Here is an 18,249-nt window from a genome sequence, read left to right as displayed (position 1 = left end):
AGACAAGAGTAACATTTTTTCGAAAAACCGGAGAGGGGGGCGGGAAAAGACGGGAAAAGCCCCTCCGTCCAGGGAGGACTTGAACCGCAAACATTCTTATGATATAATCAGACCGCTTCAAAATCCTGGGCATAAGGGGGATTTATCCCGCAATATCTTGTGTCCCGGTGGGAATATACGGGATTTCCGGCGGCTTCCGCCGGATTTGGAGGAACTATGGCGAAGAAACAGGATTACGGTAACGACAGCATTTCCGCCCTGAAGGGCGCGGACCGGGTGCGGAAACGGCCCGGTGTGATCTTCGGCTCCGACGGGCTGGACGGCTGCGAGCACGCGGTCTTTGAGATTTTATCCAACTCCATTGACGAGGCCCGGGAGGGCCACGGCACGTCCATCACCGTCACCCGCTTTCTGGACCGCAGCGTGGAGGTGGAGGACGCGGGGCGGGGCTGCCCCGTGGACTGGAATGAAAAGGAGGGGCGCTTTAACTGGGAACTGGTCTTCTGCGAGCTGTACGCCGGAGGAAAGTACGACAACGAGTCCGGGGAGAATTACGAGTACTCCTTAGGGCTCAACGGTCTGGGCTCCTGCGCCACGCAGTACGCCTCCCGCTATATGGACGTCACCGTCTGGCGGGACGGGTTTGAGTACCGCCTCCGCTTTGAGCGGGGGGAGATCGTGGGGGGGCTGCAAAAGACGCCCCTGCCCAAATCCCGGGCAAAAAAAACCGGCACCCGGACCCGGTGGCTTCCGGACCTGGATGTGTTTACGGACATCGCGATTCCGGCGGAGTACTTCACCGACGTGTGCCGGAGGCAGGCGGTGGTCAACGCCGGGCTCACCTTCCATTTCCGCAATGAGACGGAGGCGGGCGTCTTCGAGGAGACGGAGTTCCTCTATGAAAACGGCATCGCCGACTATGTGGCGGAGCTGGCGGGGGAGGGGAGCCTGACCTCCCCCGCCTTCTGGCAGGCGGAGAAGCGGGGCCGGGACCGGGCGGACAAGCCGGAATACAAGGTGAAGCTCTCTGCGGCCTTCTGTTTTTCCAACAAGGTCAACGTGGTGGAGCACTATCACAACTCCAGCTGGCTGGAGCACGGCGGAAGCCCGGAGAAGGCCAGCCGCTCCGCCTTTGTCTCCGCCATTGACAAGTATCTCCGGGACCAGGGGAAGTACCAGAAAAACGAGAGCAAGGTCACCTGGGCGGACGTGGAGGACTGTCTGGTTCTGGTCACCAGCAACTTCTCCACCCAGACCAGCTATGAAAACCAGACGAAGAAGGCTATCACCAACAAGTTCGTGCAGGAGGCCATGACGGACTTCCTTCGGAGCAATCTGGAGATTTACCTGATTGAAAACCACTTTGACGCGGAGAAGATCGCGGAGCAGGTTCTTTTGAACAAGCGCAGCCGGGAGAAGGCCGAGGAGGCCAGGCTGAATATCAAGAAAAAGCTCTCCGGCAGCGTGGACATCGCCAACCGGGTGCAGAAGTTTGTGGACTGCCGGACAAAGGACCCGGCCCGCCGGGAGATTTATATTGTGGAGGGCGACAGCGCTCTTGGCAGCGTGAAGCTGGCCCGGGACTCGGAATATCAGGGGATTATGCCCATCCGGGGAAAGATTCTGAACTGCCTGAAGGCGGACTACGCCCGGATATTCAAAAGCGAGATCATCACGGACCTCATCAAGGTCCTGGGCTGCGGCGTGGAGGTTGCGAACAAGCACGCCAAGGACGTCTCCTCCTTCGACCTGGGGAATCTCCGCTGGAACAAGGTGGTGATCTGCACCGACGGCGACGTGGACGGCTTCCAGATTCGGACCCTGGTGCTGACCATGCTCTACCGCCTGACGCCTACGCTGATCCGGGAGGGGTACGTGTATATCGCGGAGACGCCCCTCTTTGAGATCAACTGCGGGGAGAAGACCTGGTTCGCCTATTCCGACAAGGAGAAGAACGACATCGTCAAGGAGCTGGAGGGGAAGAAATATAAGATCGACCGCTCCAAGGGCCTGGGCGAGAATGACCCGGACATGATGTGGCTGACGACGATGAACCCGGAGACCCGGCGGCTGATCCGGGTGATGCCGGAGGACGTGGAGCGGACGGCGGCGGTGTTCGACCTCCTCTTGGGGGACAACCTCCAGGGGCGGAAGGACCATATCGCGGAGAACGGGTATAAGTATCTGGAGATGGCGGACATCTCATGAACGATTGGGCGCAGAGAAAGCCCCTTCGATTGCGGGGATATGATTACGGCGGGGCGGGATATTATTTCGTGACGATTTGCACGGCTGTGCGCGGACAGGACATTTTGTCGGCCATCCGTGTAGGGGGCGGGCTCTGTCCCGCCCCGTCTGACGGAACTGCCGATTCTTCCCCTGTTATTGTCCTGACGCCTATCGGGCAGGTAGTGGATGAATCCATCCGTAGGATTCCACAGCGATATGCAGGGGTGGAGATTGACATGTATTGTATCATGCCGGATCATGTTCATTTAATTTTGTCCATAGCGGAAGGTGCGGAAGGTGCGGAAGGTGCGGATAAAACCTGTGAGACGGGGCGGGACAGAGCCCGCCCCCTACCAGATATCATTGGAGCCATGAAGTCCTATACAGACCGGCAGTATCGGATTTTAGGAATGCCCGCGGAAACAAAATTGTGGCAGACCAGCTATTACGACCACATCATCCGCAACCGGCAGGACCTGGAGGCCACCCGCCAATACATCCTCGACAACCCCCGGAAATGGGTATTAAGCAAAGAATCATCACCGCGCAGCTCCGGAAACCCCAGCGCCCGATTCTAATTTACCTACAGGAGGCCCTGAAATGAAAAACGCGCTTTACGTTCTGGCGGCGTCCATTCTGGGCTCCGCCCTGGCCCTGTGCTGGGCCGTCAAAACCGCCGCCCCTGCCGCGGCCGCCGTCCCGGAGGACCCGCGGGCGGAGATTCGCGCCCAGATTCGGGACATGGTGCTGGCCCGGGAGGTCATCCCCGCCGACTACCTCCGTTATCTGGATGAGGACCTGGCCGCCCAGGCGGAGGAATACAACGCCGAGACCGCCAACCTGAAAAGTCAGTACACCGTCTACGCCAAGGAACAGATTCACAGCCTGTTCCAGTATTACCGGGAAAACGAGCCGGAGCGGCTGAACTACTTCACCAGCGAGGAACTGATCTGCGAGGCGGCGGCCCATATGGCCCGCTGCGCTCTCTACCGGAACGCCCAATCGCTCTTTTACGAGGACCCCGCCATGGCTTACGCCCTCTCCGGCGAGGAGGGCGGCTCCGGCGCCCTGTGGGCCGCCGCTATCCACCAGGGCTTCCAGGTGGGGGGAAATCTCGCCGCAACCGTTGAGACCTACCTGGACCAGGTGGACGCGTTTATAGATGCCCTGGATGGGGCCGCGCAGTAAGGGGACGAGCGTCCCCCCTCCTAGATTGAACCAGACTGAATTTTCAAGTAATTTCAAGTAAGGAACAAACCATCATGCCAAAGAAGAAAACACCCGGCTCCGGCAAGCCCAAATCCGGCAACCCCAAATCCGGCAACCCCAACGTCCTGGGCCTCCAGCCCGCGGTGGTGGAGCAGCCCATCACCGACACCCTGGAGAGTAATTACATGCCCTACGCCATGAGCGTCATCGTCTCCCGGGCCATTCCGGAGATCGACGGCTTCAAGCCCTCCCACCGCAAGCTCCTCTACACCATGTACAAGATGGGCCTTCTCACCGGGGCCCGGACCAAGTCCGCCAACATCGTGGGCCAGACCATGCGCTTAAACCCCCATGGCGACGCGGCCATTTACGACACCATGGTCCGCCTCTCCCGGGGCTACGGGGCGCTGCTGACCCCCTTTGTGGACTCCAAGGGCAACTTCGGCAAGCACTACTCCCGGGACATGTCCTGCGCCGCCCCCCGGTATACCGAGGCCAAACTCACCCCCATCTGCCAGGAGCTCTTCCGGGACATCGACAGCGACACCGTGGACTTCGTGGACAACTATGACAACACCATGAAGGAGCCCGCCCTGCTGCCCACCACCTTTCCCAACATCCTGGTCTCCGCCAATATGGGCATCGCCGTGGGCATGGCCTCCCAGTTCTGCGGGTTCAACCTGCGGGAGGTCTGCGAGACCACGGCGGCCTACCTCAAAAACCCGGACTGCGACCTGCTGGAGACCCTGCCCGCCCCGGATTTCCCCACCGGCGGAGAGCTGATCTGCGACCGGGACGCCCTCCGGGACATCTACGCCACCGGCCGGGGCGGCGTGAAGGTCCGGGGCAAGTGGCGCTATGTGAAGGAAGAGAACCTCATTGAGATCACGGAGATTCCTTACTCCACCTCCACCGAGGCCATTCTGGACAAGGTGGCGGAGCTCATCAAGGCCGGGAAGGCCAAGGAAATCGCCGACATGCGGGACGAGACGGACCTCTCCGGCCTCAAGCTCACCATTGACCTCAAGCGGGGGGCGGACCCGGAGAAGCTCATGGCCCGCCTCTTCAGGCAGACGCCCCTGGAGGATTCCTTCTCCTGCAACTTCAATGTGCTCATCGGCGGAATGCCGAAGGTGCTGGGGGTCCGGCAGATTCTGGAGGAGTGGACCGCCTGGCGCACCGAGTCCGTCCGGCGGCGGGTCTTCTTCGTCCTGGGGAAGCGGAAGGAAAAGCTCCACCTCCTCAAGGGCCTCAAGCGCATCCTGCTGGACATTGACAAGGCCATCCGAATCATCCGGGAGACGGAGGAGGAGGCCGAGGTCATCCCCAACCTGATGATCGGCTTTGGCATCGACCAGGTTCAGGCGGAGTACGTGGCGGAAATCCGCCTGCGCAACATCAACAAGGAATACATCCTGAAGCGGGTGCGGGAGACCGAGGCCCTTCAGGACGAGATCGACGATCTGGAGGACATCCTCCAGGACCCCCGGCGGGTGAAAAAGATCATTCTGGAGGAGCTCCGGGAGGCGGCGAAGAAATACGGCGAGCCCCGCCGCACCGCCATTGTGTACGCCCACGAGCTCCCCGACCCGGGAGAGGACGAGGGCCCGGAGGAGTATCCCGTCCACGTCTTCCTCTCCAGAGAGGGGTACTTCAAGAAGATCACCCCCCAAAGCCTCCGGATGAGCGGGGGCCAGAAGTTCAAGGAGGGGGACGGTCTCCGCCAGACCTTTGAGACCACCAGCTGCGCCGAGGTCATGTTCTTCACCGACCGCTGTCAGGTCTACAAGACCCGCCTCAGCGAGTTTGAGGACACCAAGGCCAGCGTCCTGGGGGATTACCTGCCGGCGAAGCTTGGCATGGACGCCGGGGAGAGCGTTGTCTTCATGGTTCTGCCCGGGGACTACTCCGGCGGGCTGCTGTTCTTCTTTGAAAACGGAAAGGCCGCCCGGGTGGAGATCAAGGCGTACCAGACCTCCTCCAACCGCCGGAAGCTCACCGGGGCGTACTCGGACAAGTCGCCTCTGCGGGCCATTCTCCGGGTGGACCAGGAGCGGGAGCTGGCGGTCTACTCCACGGAGCCCCGGTGCCTGATCTTCCACACGGCGCTGCTGGCCCCCAAGACCACCCGCTCCACCCAGGGCGTGGCGGTGATGACGCTGAAGCCCAAGTACAAGCTGGACACCGTCCTGCCCCTGGAGGAGACCCCGGTGACCAACCAGAGCCGCTACCGGGTCCGGGCGGTGCCGGCCGCCGGAGCGCTGCTGCGGCAGGAGGACACGGAGGAGACCCAGCTGGGACTGCTGGATGAACAGAGTTGAGAGGAGGCTGCTGCGATGAATTTCGATACCGTGAAACAGAACCTGGAGGAGCGGGGCTATACGGTCCGTGTGTTCTCCGCCGGAAAAGAGGCGGCGGACTACCTGGACGCCGCCATCGACGGCAGGTCCGTGGGCTTCGGCGGCTCCGCCACCCTGGAGGCCCTGGGGCTTTATGAGAGACTGAGCGGGCACAACCAGGTGGTCTGGCACTGGAAGCAGGAGGCCGGTCCGGCGCGGAAGGCCGCCATGACCACCGGCGTCTACCTGACCTCCGTCAACGCCCTGGCGGAGACGGGAGAGCTGGTGAACATCGACGGCACGGGCAACCGGGCGGCGGCCACGCTGTTCGGCCACGAGAAGGTGTATTTTCTCATCGGGCGGAACAAGCTGGTTCCCACCTATGACCAGGCCGTCTGGAGGGCCCGGAACATCGCCGCCCCCCAGCGGGCCCGGCAGCTGGGGATGCGGACGCCCTGCGCCACCCACTGCGACCGCTGCTATGACTGCCGGAGCCCGGAGCGAATCTGCCGGGGACTGGTGACGCTGTGGGAGCCCATGATGGGTATGAAGGCGGAAGTTCTGCTGATCGACGAGGACCTGGGCCTGTAACCGGGTTCCCCGAGGGGGAGAGGAGGTTCGTTCCGTGAGGGAGAGAGTTTGGGCCTGGGCGCTGGCGCTGTGCCTTCTGACGGGCTGCGCGCCGCTGTTGGAGCGGACCTACGCCACCGCCGAGCCCCACAGCAGCAAATTCTGGGAGAGCGAGGCCGCCGGAACCCTGCGGGCCGAGACGCATCAGGATGTGGTGAACGATCTGCTGCTGCTGGTGGGCCAGCACCGGGAGACGGCTACGCTGCGCCTTTATAACTTTGATAGCGAGGTCACCGTGGCGGACACGGTGAGCCGGGCCACCACCGAGGTGAAGCAGGAGACCCCCATGGGGGCCTATGCCGTGGAGTACATCACCGCCTCCAGCCACGCCCAGCGGGGCTATTACGAGGTGTCGGTCCGCATCAGCTACCAGCGGACGCTGGAGCAGATTCAGGCGGTGGTCAACGCCACCAGCCCCGAGGCGCTGTACAGCCTTCTCTCCGCTGCCCTGGACGAGGGAAGGACGGAGCTGGCGGTGCGCCTGGGCTATTGGGGGACGGACGGCCAGACCCGGGTGGAGGAGGCCATGGCCCAGCTTCGGGAGGAGCGGGAGCTGACGGAGACCACGCCCTGGGTGGTGAACTACTACCCCGGCCAGGAGAACCCCGGCATGGTGGAGTTCCTTCTGGACCCGCCGGAGCCCCCGGAGGCTGGGAAAGATGCGGAAGGCGAAGTTCCGGAGACCAAGGAAGCGGACGGCCAGGCGCCGGAGTCCGAAACCGCCGGCGGCGAGGAGCCGGTTCCCTCCGGCGAGGGGGAGACCGGCGGAGAAGCGGCCCCGGAAGAGGGCGGGGAACCGCGGGAAAAATTTTTTGAACAAAGGGCTTGACAAATGGAGGAAACCTTGCTAAAATACTCCTTGTCCTCGCGGGCATAGCTCATCTGGTAGAGCGCCACCTTGCCAAGGTGGAGGTAGCGAGTTCGAGCCTCGTTGCCCGCTCCAGCTCAGAAAAAACCCTAAGGCGATGAAAAAGCCTTAGGGCTTTTTTCATGCGCCGGACGGTTTTTTCTCCGTCTCCCCACCGCAAACGCTTCGCTGGTTTGCGGCGGGGGCCCCGATAAGGGGACGGCTGGGCGCTCCGCCCGTTTGGGGGGAGGGCTGCTCTTTGGGGGGGCCTGGAATGGTTTGTTGGGCTGCATGTAGGGGCAGCGGGCTTTCTGGATGAATAGAGAAATACGCAAATAAAAACCTCCGGCCTGGCCGGAGGTTTTCGTTGTTTTAGAGGTCTGCCAGGAGCTTCAGGCCTTCCAGATAGCCTTGGACGCCATGGCCCCGGATACTGGCAGCGCACACTTCCCGAATATAGGACACGTGGCGGAATTCCTCCCGCTTCTCCGGGTCGGAGATGTGGACCTCCACCGTGGGAATGCCCACGGATTTCACCGCGTCCAGAAGGGCGATGCTGGTGTGGGTGTAGGCTCCGGGGTTGATGAGGATGCCGTTCACCTTGTCGAAGTAGGCCTGCTGGATGGCGTCCACCAGGTCCCCCTCGTGGTTGGACTGGAAGAAGGAGACCGTGACTTCCAGGCGCTCCGCCTCGGCGGAGATCATGTTCTCCAGGTCCACGTAGTCCGTGTTGCCGTAAATCTCCGGCTGGCGGATGCCAAGCAGGTTCATGTTGGGGCCGTTGATCACCAGGATGTTCTTCTTTTTACTGCTCACAAAAATCCCTCCATATTTGCCCGGCGGTTTCCTCCGGGCTGATTTGATTCCAAATGTCCGCGTCTGCCGCCGCCGCGTACAGCGGCCCCCGGAGCTGTGCCATCTCCTCCAGCTTTCCCGCCTGGGACAGGGGCCGGCCCTCGGTGGGCAGGTCCGCCAGAGGCCGCCGGAGCTGGTACACCCGTCCGGTCCGGCGCATGGCCGCCCGGTTCTCGGACCAGAGGACCGCTCCGCCGCCGGTGGCGATGACCTGGCCGCTTCCGGCGCAGAACTCCGCCAGCACTTCGTGCTCCAGAGTCCGGAAGGCCTCCTCGCCCTGGGCGGCGAAGAGCTCGGGGATGGACGTTCCGGCTTTCCGGACGATCTCCTCGTCCAGGTCCACGAAGGGTTTGCCGGAGAGCTTTGCCAGCTCCCGGCCCACGGTGGTCTTGCCGCTGCCGGGCATGCCGACGAGGACGAGGTTTGTCTGCTCCCGCCAGAGCTGGGCGGTGATGGTCTCCGTCTCTTCGTCGGGGATGGTCTTGCCAAAAAACAGCTCCTCCGCCCGCTTGGCCTGGTGGACCAGCATGGAAAGGCCCCCGGTATGGCGGATGTGGCGGATGGGCTCCGGCTCCACGCCCAGGCGGAGAAGCGCGTCCCGGTTTGGCGCGGCGCGGTTCAGCTCCTCCGCCTGCAAAAGCAGATTCGTCCGGCCGGGGTTGTAGATTACGTCCGCCGCCGCCGTGACCTTGGGCAGCCAGCGGAGGTCCACGCTCCGCTCCTCCAGCCGGGGCCACATGCCCACCGGCGTGGTGTTTATGAGGACTTCGGCGTCCCCGTGGCGCCGGGCCAGATTTTCGTAATTGTCCGGCCCGGAGCGGGAGACCACCACAATCTCCCCGGCGTCCTCCCGCCGGGCCGCCGCCTGGGCGGTGAGGGAGGCCCCGCCGCTGCCCAGGATGAGCACCTTTTTCCCCGCCAGGGAGATGCCGGCCCGGCGGAGCATGTAGAGAAAGCCGTCGATGTCCGTGTTGTACCCGCAGAGCTTCCCGTTCCGGCGGACCAGAGTGTTCACGCTGCCGATAGACTCTGCCGCCGGGTCCAGAACGCCGCAGAATTTCATCACGTCCCGCTTGTAGGGGATGGTGACGTTCAGCCCGCCGATGTCCTCCCGCTGGAGGAAGTCCCCCAATTGCTCCGGTTCCAGCTCGATGAGGCGGTAGTCCCCGCAGCCCAGGGCCCGGTGAATGGGTACGGACCAGCTGTGGCCCAGGGTCCGGCCCAGAAGGCCGTAAATCCTCTCCATGGCTCAGACTTCCGCGTAGCTGCCCAGGAAGTGGAACTGGGCGCAGCAGCGCTCCATCTCCTCCATGCAGGCCCGCACGCTGGGGTCCCGAAGGTCTGCCTCCAGCTCGATGAAGAAGATGAACTCAAAGTCGCTGCCGCTGACGGGGCAGGACTCCAGCTTGGTCATGTTGATGTCCAGAGCCGCCAGTTTGGAGAGAATTTCGTACAGCGCGCCGGGCCGGTTGTCAAAGGCGATGATAAGGCTGACGCGGCTGGCTCCGGCGTAGATCACCGGGTCTTTGGCTACGCAGATAAAGCGGGTGTAGTTGTTGTCGCTGTTTTGGATATCGCCGTTGACGCACTCCAGACCGTACAGCGCGGCGCAGGGGTGAGAGGAGATGGCGGCGGCGTGGCGGCTGCCGGACTCCGCCACCATTTTCGCCGCCACGGCGGTGTTGTCGCAGGGGATGACCTTCACGCCCCTCAGCCCGTCCAGGAAGCGGCTGCACTGGCCGATGGCCTGCTGGTGGGAGTAGATCTCCGTGATCTCCTCCTGCTTCACCCCCGGCAGGGCCAGCAGCTCGTGCCGGATGCACAGGCGGGTGGAGCGGACGATGGAGAGGCTGTGCTCCTGAAGAAGCTCGTATACCGCCCGGACGGAGCCGTTGGAGCTGTTCTCAATGGGCAGCACGCCGAATTTGCAGAAGCCTGCCTCCACGGCGGAGACCACCGCGTCAAAGGTCTTGACGTACAGGATGTTTCCCCGGGGGAAAATGCGGTCGCAGGCCACCTGGGAGTTGGCCCCCTCGATGCCCTGGCAGGCCACCAGCCCCGTCTGGGGGAAGAGCTGGTCCCGGTTCTCCAGAGAGGCCCGAATCTGGGTTCCCACCTTGCTGGGGGCGTCGAGGAGCTCCGCCTGCCGGGACCGGGCCAGCTCGAAGAGGGTGGAGAAGAGATGATAAGCGTAGCGCTCCCGGTCCCCGGCGTTCTCCGTCACCTTGGCCAGGATGGCCCGCTCCCGCTCCTTGTTCAAAATGGGGAGATGGTGTTCGTTCTTATAGGCCGCCACCTCGTCGCTCAGGTCCATGCGCTCCAAAAAGAGCATCAGCAGCTGGTCGTCGACGGAGTCGATCCGCTTGCGGATGTCAGAAAGTTCCATGATTTCCCTCCAATAGCATGTCTAGCAGCACGGCGGCGGTGACCGCCTCCACCACCGGGACCGCCCGGTGGGCGATGCAGGGGTCGTGCCGGCCGTGTATGGTTAATTCCGTTCGTTCCCCCTGAGAGAGGCGGACGGTTCTCTGGGGCCGCCCGATGGACGGCGTGGGCTTGAAGGCCGCCCGGAGGACCAGGGGCATGCCCGTGGTGATGCCCCCCAGGATGCCCCCGGCATGGTTGGTCTCCGTGCAGACCCGGCCGTCCTCCAGGGTGAAGGCGTCGTTGTTCTCCGAGCCCCGGAGCGCGGCGGCGGCAAAGCCCGCGCCGAACTCCACGCCCTTCACCGCCGGGATGCCGAACAGCGCGGCGGCCAGACGGTTCTCCACCCCGTCGAACATGGGGTCCCCCAGCCCGGCGGGGAGGCCGGCGGCGGCGCACTCCACCACGCCGCCCACGCTGTCCAGGTCCTGCTTCGCCGCCAGGATGGCGGCCTGCATCCGCTGGCCCGCCTCGCTGTCCAGAACGGGGAAGGGCTTGGCGGCGACGTCGGCGAAGAGCTCCGCCGTGGGCCGGAGGGGGAAGGGCTGGTCCGGGATTCCCGCGGCGGCGGCCAGATGGGCCCCGACGAAGACGCCCCGCCGGGCCAGAATCTGCTTCGCGATTCCCCCGGCGACGCAGAGGGGGGCCGTCAGCCGGCCGGAGAAGTGCCCGCCTCCCCGCATGTCCGCCTGCCCGCCCCATTTGACGGCGGCGGTGTAGTCCGCGTGGCCAGGCCGGGGCTTGCCGGCAAGCTCCCCGTAGTCTTTCGAGTGCTGGTCCGCGTTTTCCAGAACGGCGCACAGCGGCGCGCCGCAGGTTTTCCCGTCCTCCAGACCGGAGAGGAAGGCGGGGACGTCCGTCTCCTTCCGGGCGGTGGAGAGGGGGCTGGCTCCGGGCTTCCGGCGGTCCAGGAAGCGCTGAAGCTCCTCCAGGTCGATTGCCTCCCCGGCGGGCAGACCGTCCATCACCACGCCGATGGCCCGCCCGTGGGACTGGCCGAAGACGCTGACGCGAAGAAGGTTTCCAAATTCAGAGGACATGAACCGCACCTCCCAGAGCTTCGTAATCCCGCCAGAAAGTGGGGTAGGACTTCTTCACCGCCTCCGCCCCCCGGATGACCACGGCGCTCTGGCAGCGGCTGGCGGCGATGGCGGCGGCCATGACAATGCGATGGTCGTTGGCCCCGTCCACCGTGCCGCCGGGGAGGGTGGGAACGCCATAGACCGTCAGGCCGTCCTCCTCCTCGGAGACCGCGCCGCCCAGGGCCTTGAGCATCCGGGCGACGGTGGCCAGCCGGTCGCTCTCCTTCAGCCGGAGGCGGGCGGCGTTGGTAAAGCGGGTGGTCCCCCGCCGCAGGGCGGCCATGACCGCCAGAGGGGGGAGAAGGTCCGGACAGTCGGAGAGGTCGATTTTGACCTCCCCGCTGAGGGCGAGCTTTTTCGAGTGGCCCACCACCGCCGCGTCCCCCTGGGAGGACTGGCCCTTGAGTCCCCGGAGGCGGAGGTTGCCGCCAAGGGCGATGGCGGCGTACCAGAAAGCGGCCTGAGACCAGTCGGCCTCCACCGTCTCCTCGAAGGGGCAGTAGACCCCCGGCGTGACGCCGAAGGCGCCCAGCTGGGGGGACCAGCGCACCCGGATGCCGCACCGCTCCAGCACGCCCATGGTCATGGAGACGTAGGAGGCGGACTCCAGCTTGGTGGTGCTGGCGACGACGCTGGGCCCATCCAGCAAAGGAAGGGCCATGAGAAGGCCTGTAAAAAACTGGCTGGAGACATTCCCCGGCAGGCGGTATTCCCCGGGCCACAGATCGCCCTCTATGGTGAGGACGCCGTCCTCCAGCCGGTAGGAGATGCCCAGCCGGTCAAAGATCTGGAAATAGGGGTCCAGGGGCCGCTCCATCAGCCGCCCCCGCCCGGTGAACACCCCGCCCCCCTCCAGGGCCAGGGCGATGGGGATGAGGAAGCGCAGGGTGGACCCGGACTCCCCGCAGTCCAGGCGGGGCAGGCCGCCCCGGTCCCGCTCCTTGCTGACGCAGCCCCAGACCTTCAGGGTGTTCTCGCCTTGCCACTCCCACCGGCAGCGGAAGTCCGCCATACACTGGAGGGTGGCCTGGATATCCTCGGAAAGGGTCAGGTTTTTGATGGTGCTGACCCCCGCCGCCAGGGCGGCGGCAATCACATAGCGGTGGGCCAGGGACTTGCTGGGGGGCGGCGTGACCACGCCGGAGAGGCGGCGGGGGGTAATTTTGACGTCCATCTACGCCTCCCATCCCGTCCCGATGACGAAAAGAAGTTCCGACACGGGGATTTTTATCAGCTCACAGGCTCCGATTTCCTTCGGCGCCACAATCGTGATGGAGTCCCCCGTCCGCTTCTTGTCGGACAGCGCGGCCTCCGCCAGGGCCTCGGGGGAGTATTCCGTGGAAATGGGCAGGCCCAGTTTTTCCAGGCACCCGCAGACGCGGTCCGCCACGGGCCCGTTGGTCCAGTTCAGCCGTTCCGCCGCCCGGGTCATGAGGGCCATCCCCGCCGCCACGGCGTGGCCGTGGGGGATGGCGTACCCGCTGCACTTCTCAATGGCGTGGCCCACCGTGTGGCCCAGGTTTAGGAGCTTCCGCTCCCCCTGTTCCCGCTCGTCCCGCTCTACGACCCCAGCCTTGTAGGTCACGCACCGGGCGATGACCTCCGCCGGGTCCGCTTTCAGCGCGCCGTCCTCGAAGAGGGCAAACAGGCTCTCGTCGCAGAGGACGCCGGTCTTCACCGCCTCCGCCGCCCCATCGGCGAACACTGGCTGAGGCAGGCTGTCCAGACAGTCCGTGTCGCACAGCACGGCGGCGGGCTGGAAAAAGGCCCCCGCCAGGTTCTTCCCGGCTTTCAGGTCGATGGCGGTCTTGCCTCCCACCGAGGAATCCACGGCGGAGAGCAGAGTCGTCGGCATCTGGACGTACCGGATGCCCCGGAGGTAACAGGCGGCGGCAAAACCCGCCATGTCGCCCACGACCCCGCCGCCCAGGGCAATCAGGCAGTCCGTGCGGGTCAGATGCTCCTCCGCCAGGAACTCCAGGATATTGGAAAGGGTGGTGAAATGCTTGCTCCCCTCCCCGGCGGGAAATTCGTAGGCGCTGACGGCGTAGCCCGCCGCTTTCAGGCTCTCCGTCACCGGCTCCAGGTACAGCGGCCCCACAATGGAATCGGTGACCACCGCCATGCGGCAGGGGGGGACGGTGCTTCTCAGCGCCGGTCCGCAGCGGCGCAGCAGCCCGGGGCCGATGGTCACCGTGTAGGCGGGGACGGTGTTTATCCGTATTTCTTTATAATGCGGCATTTGGCGGTCCTCCTTCAATTTCCTCCGGCCGTGGCCTTCAATTCCCGGCCCTCCCTCAGAAGAGACCGGACCCGCTCCGCGTCGCCGGATTTCAGGGCGTCGGAATAGGCGGTCAGATTCCCAATCAGAATATCCAGCTCACGCACCAGATAGTCCGCGTCGTCCAAAAACAGCTCCGTCCACATGTCCTCGTCCAGCCGGGCCACCCGGGTCATATCCTGGAAGCTCCCGGCGGAGAAGCCCCGGCGGCGCTGGGCCTCCGGCGATTTCACGTAGGCGCTGGAGGTGATGTGGGCCAGCTGGGAGGTGAAGGCGATGATGCGGTCATGCTCCTCCGGGTCGGAGAAGGTGAGCCCGGCAAAGCCGATGTCCAGGAAAAAGGCTTTCAGCGTCTCCAGCAGCCGCATGTCCGTCCTCTGGTCCGGCGTCAGGATCATGGAGGCGCCCACGTACAAATCCTCGCTGGAGGCGGTGAAGCCCCCCCGCTCCTTGCCCGCCATGGGGTGCCCGCCGATGTAGGCGAAGCCGTGCCGCTCCGCCACGGGGGCCAGGGCCTTCACCACCACCCGCTTCACGCCGCACAGGTCCACCACGATGGCGGATGGAGAAATCCTGTCCGCGTGGTCCTTCACCCATTGGACCGCCGCGCCGGGGCAGATGGCCACCAGGATCAGGCCGCAGGACGGCAGGTTCTCCTCCGTCAGGGGCCCGTCGATGGCCCCGCTCATTCGCGCCAGGGTCATGGTCTCCTGGTCCAGGTCCGCGCCCCAGACGGTGTGGGCCGTCCGTGCCTTGACGCTCTTGGCCATGGACCCGCCGATGAGACCCAGGCCGACTATGCCGACATTCATGCAGCGCCCTCCTTCAGTCGTTGTCCAGCTCCCGCATGAAAGCGTGGAGCTTCAGGAGCTTCTTCGCCAGGGGGTCGAAGACCTCCGGCTTCAGGGACTGGGGTCCGTCGCACAGGGCGTGGGCGGGGTCGTTGTGGACCTCGATCTGGAGGCCGTCGGCCCCCGCGGCCACGGCGGCCCGGGCCAGGGGCTCCACCAGCCAGTATTTGCCCGTGGCGTGGCTGGGGTCGATGATGACGGGCAGATGGGTCAGCTGCCGGAGCACGGAGATGGCCGCCAGGTCCAGGGTGTTGCGGGTGTAACTCTCGAAGGTGCGGATGCCCCGCTCGCAGAGGATGACGTGGTCGTTTCCGCTGGCCATGACGTACTCGGCGCTCATCAGCCACTCCTCATAGGTGGCGGACATGCCCCGCTTGATCATGACGGGCTTGTCCTGGTGTCCCACGGCCTTCAAAAGGTCGAAGTTCTGCATGTTCCGGGCCCCGATCTGGATGACGTCCACGTCCTTGAAGAGGGGCAGCTGGGTCACGTCCATCAGCTCCGTCACAATGGGCAGCCCCGTCTCCTGCCGGGCCACCTTCAGGTACTCCAGACCCTGGGCCCCCAGGCCCTGGAAGGCGTAGGGCGACGTCCGGGGCTTGAAGGCCCCGCCCCGGAGCATGGTGGCGCCGCCGGCCTTCACGGCCTTGGCGATGGACACCACCTGCTCCTCACTCTCCACGGAGCAGGGACCGGCCATGATGGTCAGGGTGCCGCCGCCGATCTGGGTGTTTCCCACGGGGACCACGGTGTCCTCCGGGTGGAACTTCCGGTTGGCGTTTTTGTAGGGCTCCTGGACCCGCTTCACGTCCTCCACAATGTCCAGGGCAGCGATGAGGTCCGTGTCCAGCTTGGAGGTGTCGCCCACCAGACCCAGAATTGTGTGAGCCTCGCCGATGCTGGTGTGAATGGTAACGCCCTTGTCCTGGAGCCAGGCGATGAGGCTCTCCAGCTGGTCCCGGTTGGGGTTGTGCTTGAGAATGACAATCATGGCAGTTTCCTCCTACAAAAGTTGGGGAATACGAAAAAGCCCGCAGCCGGTTTGGCTGCGGGCCGCTTCATACGGAACGGTCCTCCTGCGGGACCGGAAGCTCACACACGCTCGTTTTCAGCCAAACCACGAAAAGCCTTACCAAAACTGGTAAAGCTAAAGTAGAAATAGCCGTATTCAGCAGTGCGAACAGCAGCGGTCATGACAGGTTCCCCTTTGATTCTTTAGATGTTTAAAGCATAACACAAGGGCGTGGAAATGAAAACTGTGAGTTCCTACAAATGAAAGCGCCCTTATCAAGAGCGGACTGTGCCTTTCGGACAAATCCGCCTGCCTGGTCTGCTCCCGCGTCCCTGGGACCCGGCGGGAGCGGGCCGCTGTCTCCGCCCGCCGGAAGGCGGGACTCTTACGCGGCGGGGAGGCACCCCGCCATCAGGAGGCCCGTGGCCTTGAGGATGTAGTTGGCGTCCCGGAGCATGCTGGCCCGGGTGGCCATGTACTGCTCGTGCAGGTCCTCCAGCGCGGCGATCAGGTCCCGTCGGGTCTGCTGGCGCTGGATGCAGCGGTGGGCCAGATATCCCCGCATGAACTGGCGGAGGTTGGTCTCGTAAAAGTGGTGGTCCAGCATGGTGTCGGGGTAGTTCTCGTTGTGGGGGTATGTATAGGCGTCGGCCAGGTAGTGGGTGAGCTTCCCCAGGGTATAGTACTGCCACATGGTCCACCGCCGGCGGCGCTGGAGCTTCAGAATCTTGGTGTTGATATAGGCTCTGGAATTGGCGTAGTTGTGTCCCTTGAGCTTGTTGTAGTGCAGAGAGCCTTTCAGGTAGCTGAAGGGGTTGACGTCAGGCTGAAACGAGCCGAAGAGGAAGGCCAGCTCAAAGCGTCTGGCGGAGAAACCCGTCCCGCTTTTCAGCAGTGTCCGGGCCAGCAGCGTGTGCGTACGTTTCTGCAAGGTTAGCTCCTCCTAACCGAAAGAATGGTTACATGATAGCATATTCTCAGGCGGGATGCAAGGGGGAAAACGGAAAAAAGTTTCAGGGAATTTTGTGAAATCTATACAGGGGAAAGGGCGGGGAGGGGCGTCCTCCCCGCCCGGGGATTCGTCAAAACTGGGGGAGCTTTGCCACGGCGGCGGCGCAGCGGGGGCAGAGGGTGGGATGGGCGGCGTCGTGGCCCACGGAGGGCAGGATCTTCCAGCAGCGCTCGCACTTGCCGCCCTGGGCGGAGGCGACCTCCACGGCGGCCTCCGGGCCGGTTTTCACCGCCGCCTGGGAGACGATGAGCAGGTCCGCCAGATTGGCGGTGTCCGCCAGCCAGGCCTGGTCCTCCGGCACGGTGAGGGTGACGGCGGCCTCCAGGCTCTTGCCGATGCGCTTTTCGCTCCGGGCGGTCTCCAGGGCGGCGTTCACCTTGTCCCGCAGGGTCTCGATGACGGCCCACTTCTCCATGGCCGCGGCGTCCAGGGCATAGTCCGTGAAGGGACGGTGCATATCGTTGAAGAGGACGTTCCGGGCGTCGTCCTCCTCCCGGTGGGGCATGGCCTGCCAGATCTCGTCGCAGGTGAAGCAGAGGATGGGGGCCATGATGCGGGTCATAGTGTCCAGAATCAGGAACAGGGCGCTCAGAGCGCTGCGGCGGAGGGCGCCGTTTTCCTCGTCGCAGTAGAGCCGGTCCTTGATGACGTCCAGATAGAAGTTGGACATGTCCACCACGCAGAAGTCGTTGACGGCGTGGGTGGCCGCCAGGAACTCGTACTCGTCATAGGCGGCGAAGCACTTCTCGATCAGGGCGTTCAGCTTCGTCACGGCCCAGCGGTCCAGCTCCTCCATCTCGCCGGGGGCGGTGAGATGGTTGGGGTCGAAGCCGTTCAGGTTGCCCAGGCAGTACCGGGCGGTGTTGCGGAACTTCAGGTAGTTCTGCCTCAGCTGATTGAAAATCTCGTGAGAGCAGCGGACGTCGGCGTGGTAATCCGTGTTGGCCGCCCAGAGGCGGAGAATGTCCGCGCCGTACTGGTTGATGATTTCGGCGGGGTCCATGCCGTTTCCGGCGGATTTGTGCATCGCCTTGCCCTCGCCGTCCACGGTCCAGCCGTGGGTGACGCATTCCTTAAAGGGCGCGCCCTTGCCCAGGGCGCCCACGCCGATGAGCAGGGAGCTCTGGAACCAGCCCCGGTACTGGTCCAGACCCTCCATATAAACCGTGGCGGGCCAGAAGCCCTGGTCCTTCTGCATGGAGGCGTAGTGGGTGGAGCCGGAGTCGAACCAGCCGTCCAGAGTGTCCGTCTCCTTCTCAAAGCCGCTCTTGGCCCCGCAGTGGGGGCAGGCGAATCCGGCGGGGAGAATGTCCTCCGCCTCCTTGGAGAACCACGCGTTGGACCCCTCCGCCGCGAAGAGCTTGGAGACGGTTTCGATGGTCTCGTCCGTCACCACGGGCTTGCCGCAGTCCTTGCAGTAGAACACGGGGATGGGCAGGCCCCAGCGGCGCTGGCGGCTGATGCACCAGTCCGCCCGC

General features: G+C 64.2%; 16 protein-coding genes and 1 tRNA gene. 7 read left to right on the top strand and 10 right to left on the bottom strand.

All coding sequences use genetic code 11. The features are described from left to right. Nucleotides 1-216 precede the first annotated feature (216 nt). From QZ329_RS07230 to QZ329_RS07200, 7 genes are all read left to right on the top strand, one after another. Complete coding sequence (locus QZ329_RS07230; protein ID WP_295750368.1) at nt 217-2,208, top strand: toprim domain-containing protein; 1,992 nt, start codon at nt 217-219, stop codon at nt 2,206-2,208. Next, nucleotides 2,205-2,807, top strand: coding sequence for a transposase (locus tag QZ329_RS07225; protein WP_295750366.1), 603 nt, complete (start codon nt 2,205-2,207; stop codon nt 2,805-2,807). The genes QZ329_RS07230 and QZ329_RS07225 overlap by 4 nt, the downstream gene beginning before the upstream one ends. A 22-nt stretch (nt 2,808-2,829) precedes the next feature. Continuing rightward, on the top strand, nt 2,830-3,417 hold the full coding sequence (locus QZ329_RS07220) for a hypothetical protein (RefSeq protein WP_295750364.1): 588 nt from the start codon (nt 2,830-2,832) through the stop codon (nt 3,415-3,417). A 74-nt stretch (nt 3,418-3,491) separates the two neighbouring features. Next, nucleotides 3,492-5,759: a DNA topoisomerase (ATP-hydrolyzing) subunit A gene (locus tag QZ329_RS07215; RefSeq protein ID WP_295750362.1), complete on the top strand. Its 2,268-nt coding sequence runs from the start codon at nt 3,492-3,494 to the stop codon at nt 5,757-5,759. Nucleotides 5,760-5,774: 15 nt separating this feature from the next. Next, complete coding sequence (locus QZ329_RS07210; RefSeq protein ID WP_295750360.1) at nt 5,775-6,368, top strand: lactate utilization protein; 594 nt, start codon at nt 5,775-5,777, stop codon at nt 6,366-6,368. A gap of 34 nt (nt 6,369-6,402) precedes the next feature. Beyond that, the gene (locus QZ329_RS07205; RefSeq protein WP_295750357.1) at nt 6,403-7,236 is read left to right on the top strand and encodes a hypothetical protein; all 834 of its coding nucleotides are present in this window, start codon (nt 6,403-6,405) and stop codon (nt 7,234-7,236) included. A 38-nt stretch (nt 7,237-7,274) separates the two neighbouring features. After that, nucleotides 7,275-7,350: transfer RNA gene (locus QZ329_RS07200), tRNA-Gly, on the top strand. A 276-nt stretch (nt 7,351-7,626) separates the two neighbouring features. Here the strand turns inward: QZ329_RS07200 and aroQ are convergent. The 10 genes from aroQ to QZ329_RS07150 all read right to left on the bottom strand — a co-directional run. Next, the gene (aroQ, locus tag QZ329_RS07195) at nt 7,627-8,070 is read right to left on the bottom strand and encodes a type II 3-dehydroquinate dehydratase (protein WP_295750354.1); all 444 of its coding nucleotides are present in this window, start codon (nt 8,068-8,070) and stop codon (nt 7,627-7,629) included. Then, a complete protein-coding gene (locus QZ329_RS07190; protein WP_295750352.1) occupies nt 8,060-9,355 on the bottom strand; it encodes a shikimate kinase in 1,296 nt (431 codons plus the stop codon). The genes aroQ and QZ329_RS07190 overlap by 11 nt, the downstream gene beginning before the upstream one ends. A gap of 3 nt (nt 9,356-9,358) precedes the next feature. Then, nucleotides 9,359-10,495: a bifunctional chorismate mutase/prephenate dehydratase gene (locus QZ329_RS07185; RefSeq protein WP_295750349.1), complete on the bottom strand. Its 1,137-nt coding sequence runs from the start codon at nt 10,493-10,495 to the stop codon at nt 9,359-9,361. Continuing rightward, the gene (aroC, locus tag QZ329_RS07180) at nt 10,482-11,573 is read right to left on the bottom strand and encodes a chorismate synthase (RefSeq protein WP_295750347.1); all 1,092 of its coding nucleotides are present in this window, start codon (nt 11,571-11,573) and stop codon (nt 10,482-10,484) included. The genes QZ329_RS07185 and aroC overlap by 14 nt, the downstream gene beginning before the upstream one ends. Beyond that, nucleotides 11,563-12,789, bottom strand: a complete 1,227-nt coding sequence (locus tag QZ329_RS07175; RefSeq protein WP_295750345.1) for a 3-phosphoshikimate 1-carboxyvinyltransferase — start codon at nt 12,787-12,789, stop codon at nt 11,563-11,565. The genes aroC and QZ329_RS07175 overlap by 11 nt, the downstream gene beginning before the upstream one ends. Further along, nucleotides 12,790-13,857, bottom strand: coding sequence for a 3-dehydroquinate synthase (aroB, locus tag QZ329_RS07170; protein ID WP_295750343.1), 1,068 nt, complete (start codon nt 13,855-13,857; stop codon nt 12,790-12,792). Nucleotides 13,858-13,871: 14 nt separating this feature from the next. Continuing rightward, the gene (locus QZ329_RS07165; protein WP_295750340.1) at nt 13,872-14,708 is read right to left on the bottom strand and encodes a prephenate dehydrogenase; all 837 of its coding nucleotides are present in this window, start codon (nt 14,706-14,708) and stop codon (nt 13,872-13,874) included. A 13-nt stretch (nt 14,709-14,721) separates the two neighbouring features. After that, a complete protein-coding gene (gene aroF / locus QZ329_RS07160) occupies nt 14,722-15,738 on the bottom strand; it encodes a 3-deoxy-7-phosphoheptulonate synthase (RefSeq protein WP_295750337.1) in 1,017 nt (338 codons plus the stop codon). A 406-nt stretch (nt 15,739-16,144) separates the two neighbouring features. Beyond that, on the bottom strand, nt 16,145-16,690 hold the full coding sequence (locus tag QZ329_RS07155) for a zinc dependent phospholipase C family protein (RefSeq protein ID WP_295750334.1): 546 nt from the start codon (nt 16,688-16,690) through the stop codon (nt 16,145-16,147). A 151-nt stretch (nt 16,691-16,841) separates the two neighbouring features. Beyond that, a partial coding sequence (locus QZ329_RS07150) for a class I tRNA ligase family protein (RefSeq protein WP_295750332.1) occupies nt 16,842-18,249 on the bottom strand: 1,408 nt, incomplete at its 5' end.

The sequence above is a fragment of the uncultured Oscillibacter sp. genome, assembly GCF_910579365.1.
In the GTDB taxonomy this organism is placed as follows: Bacteria; Bacillota; Clostridia; order Oscillospirales; family Oscillospiraceae; genus Oscillibacter.
Note: the sequence above shows the minus strand (reverse complement) of the source record. Positions and strands in the feature narration are given on the sequence as shown.

Excerpts from the sequence above, each read along its gene's own strand:
- QZ329_RS07230 (WP_295750368.1), top strand. The coding sequence starts at position 217 with ATGGCGAAGAAACAGGATTACGGTAACGACAGCATTTCCGCCCTGAAG.
- QZ329_RS07225 (WP_295750366.1), top strand. The coding sequence starts at position 2,205 with ATGAACGATTGGGCGCAGAGAAAGCCCCTTCGATTGCGGGGATATGAT.
- QZ329_RS07220 (WP_295750364.1), top strand. The coding sequence starts at position 2,830 with ATGAAAAACGCGCTTTACGTTCTGGCGGCGTCCATTCTGGGCTCCGCC.
- QZ329_RS07215 (WP_295750362.1), top strand. The coding sequence starts at position 3,492 with ATGCCAAAGAAGAAAACACCCGGCTCCGGCAAGCCCAAATCCGGCAAC.
- QZ329_RS07210 (WP_295750360.1), top strand. The coding sequence starts at position 5,775 with ATGAATTTCGATACCGTGAAACAGAACCTGGAGGAGCGGGGCTATACG.
- QZ329_RS07190 (WP_295750352.1), bottom strand. The coding sequence starts at position 9,355 with ATGGAGAGGATTTACGGCCTTCTGGGCCGGACCCTGGGCCACAGCTGG.
- QZ329_RS07185 (WP_295750349.1), bottom strand. The coding sequence starts at position 10,495 with ATGGAACTTTCTGACATCCGCAAGCGGATCGACTCCGTCGACGACCAG.
- aroC (WP_295750347.1), bottom strand. The coding sequence starts at position 11,573 with ATGTCCTCTGAATTTGGAAACCTTCTTCGCGTCAGCGTCTTCGGCCAG.
- QZ329_RS07175 (WP_295750345.1), bottom strand. The coding sequence starts at position 12,789 with ATGGACGTCAAAATTACCCCCCGCCGCCTCTCCGGCGTGGTCACGCCG.
- aroB (WP_295750343.1), bottom strand. The coding sequence starts at position 13,857 with ATGCCGCATTATAAAGAAATACGGATAAACACCGTCCCCGCCTACACG.
- QZ329_RS07165 (WP_295750340.1), bottom strand. The coding sequence starts at position 14,708 with ATGAATGTCGGCATAGTCGGCCTGGGTCTCATCGGCGGGTCCATGGCC.
- aroF (WP_295750337.1), bottom strand. The coding sequence starts at position 15,738 with ATGATTGTCATTCTCAAGCACAACCCCAACCGGGACCAGCTGGAGAGC.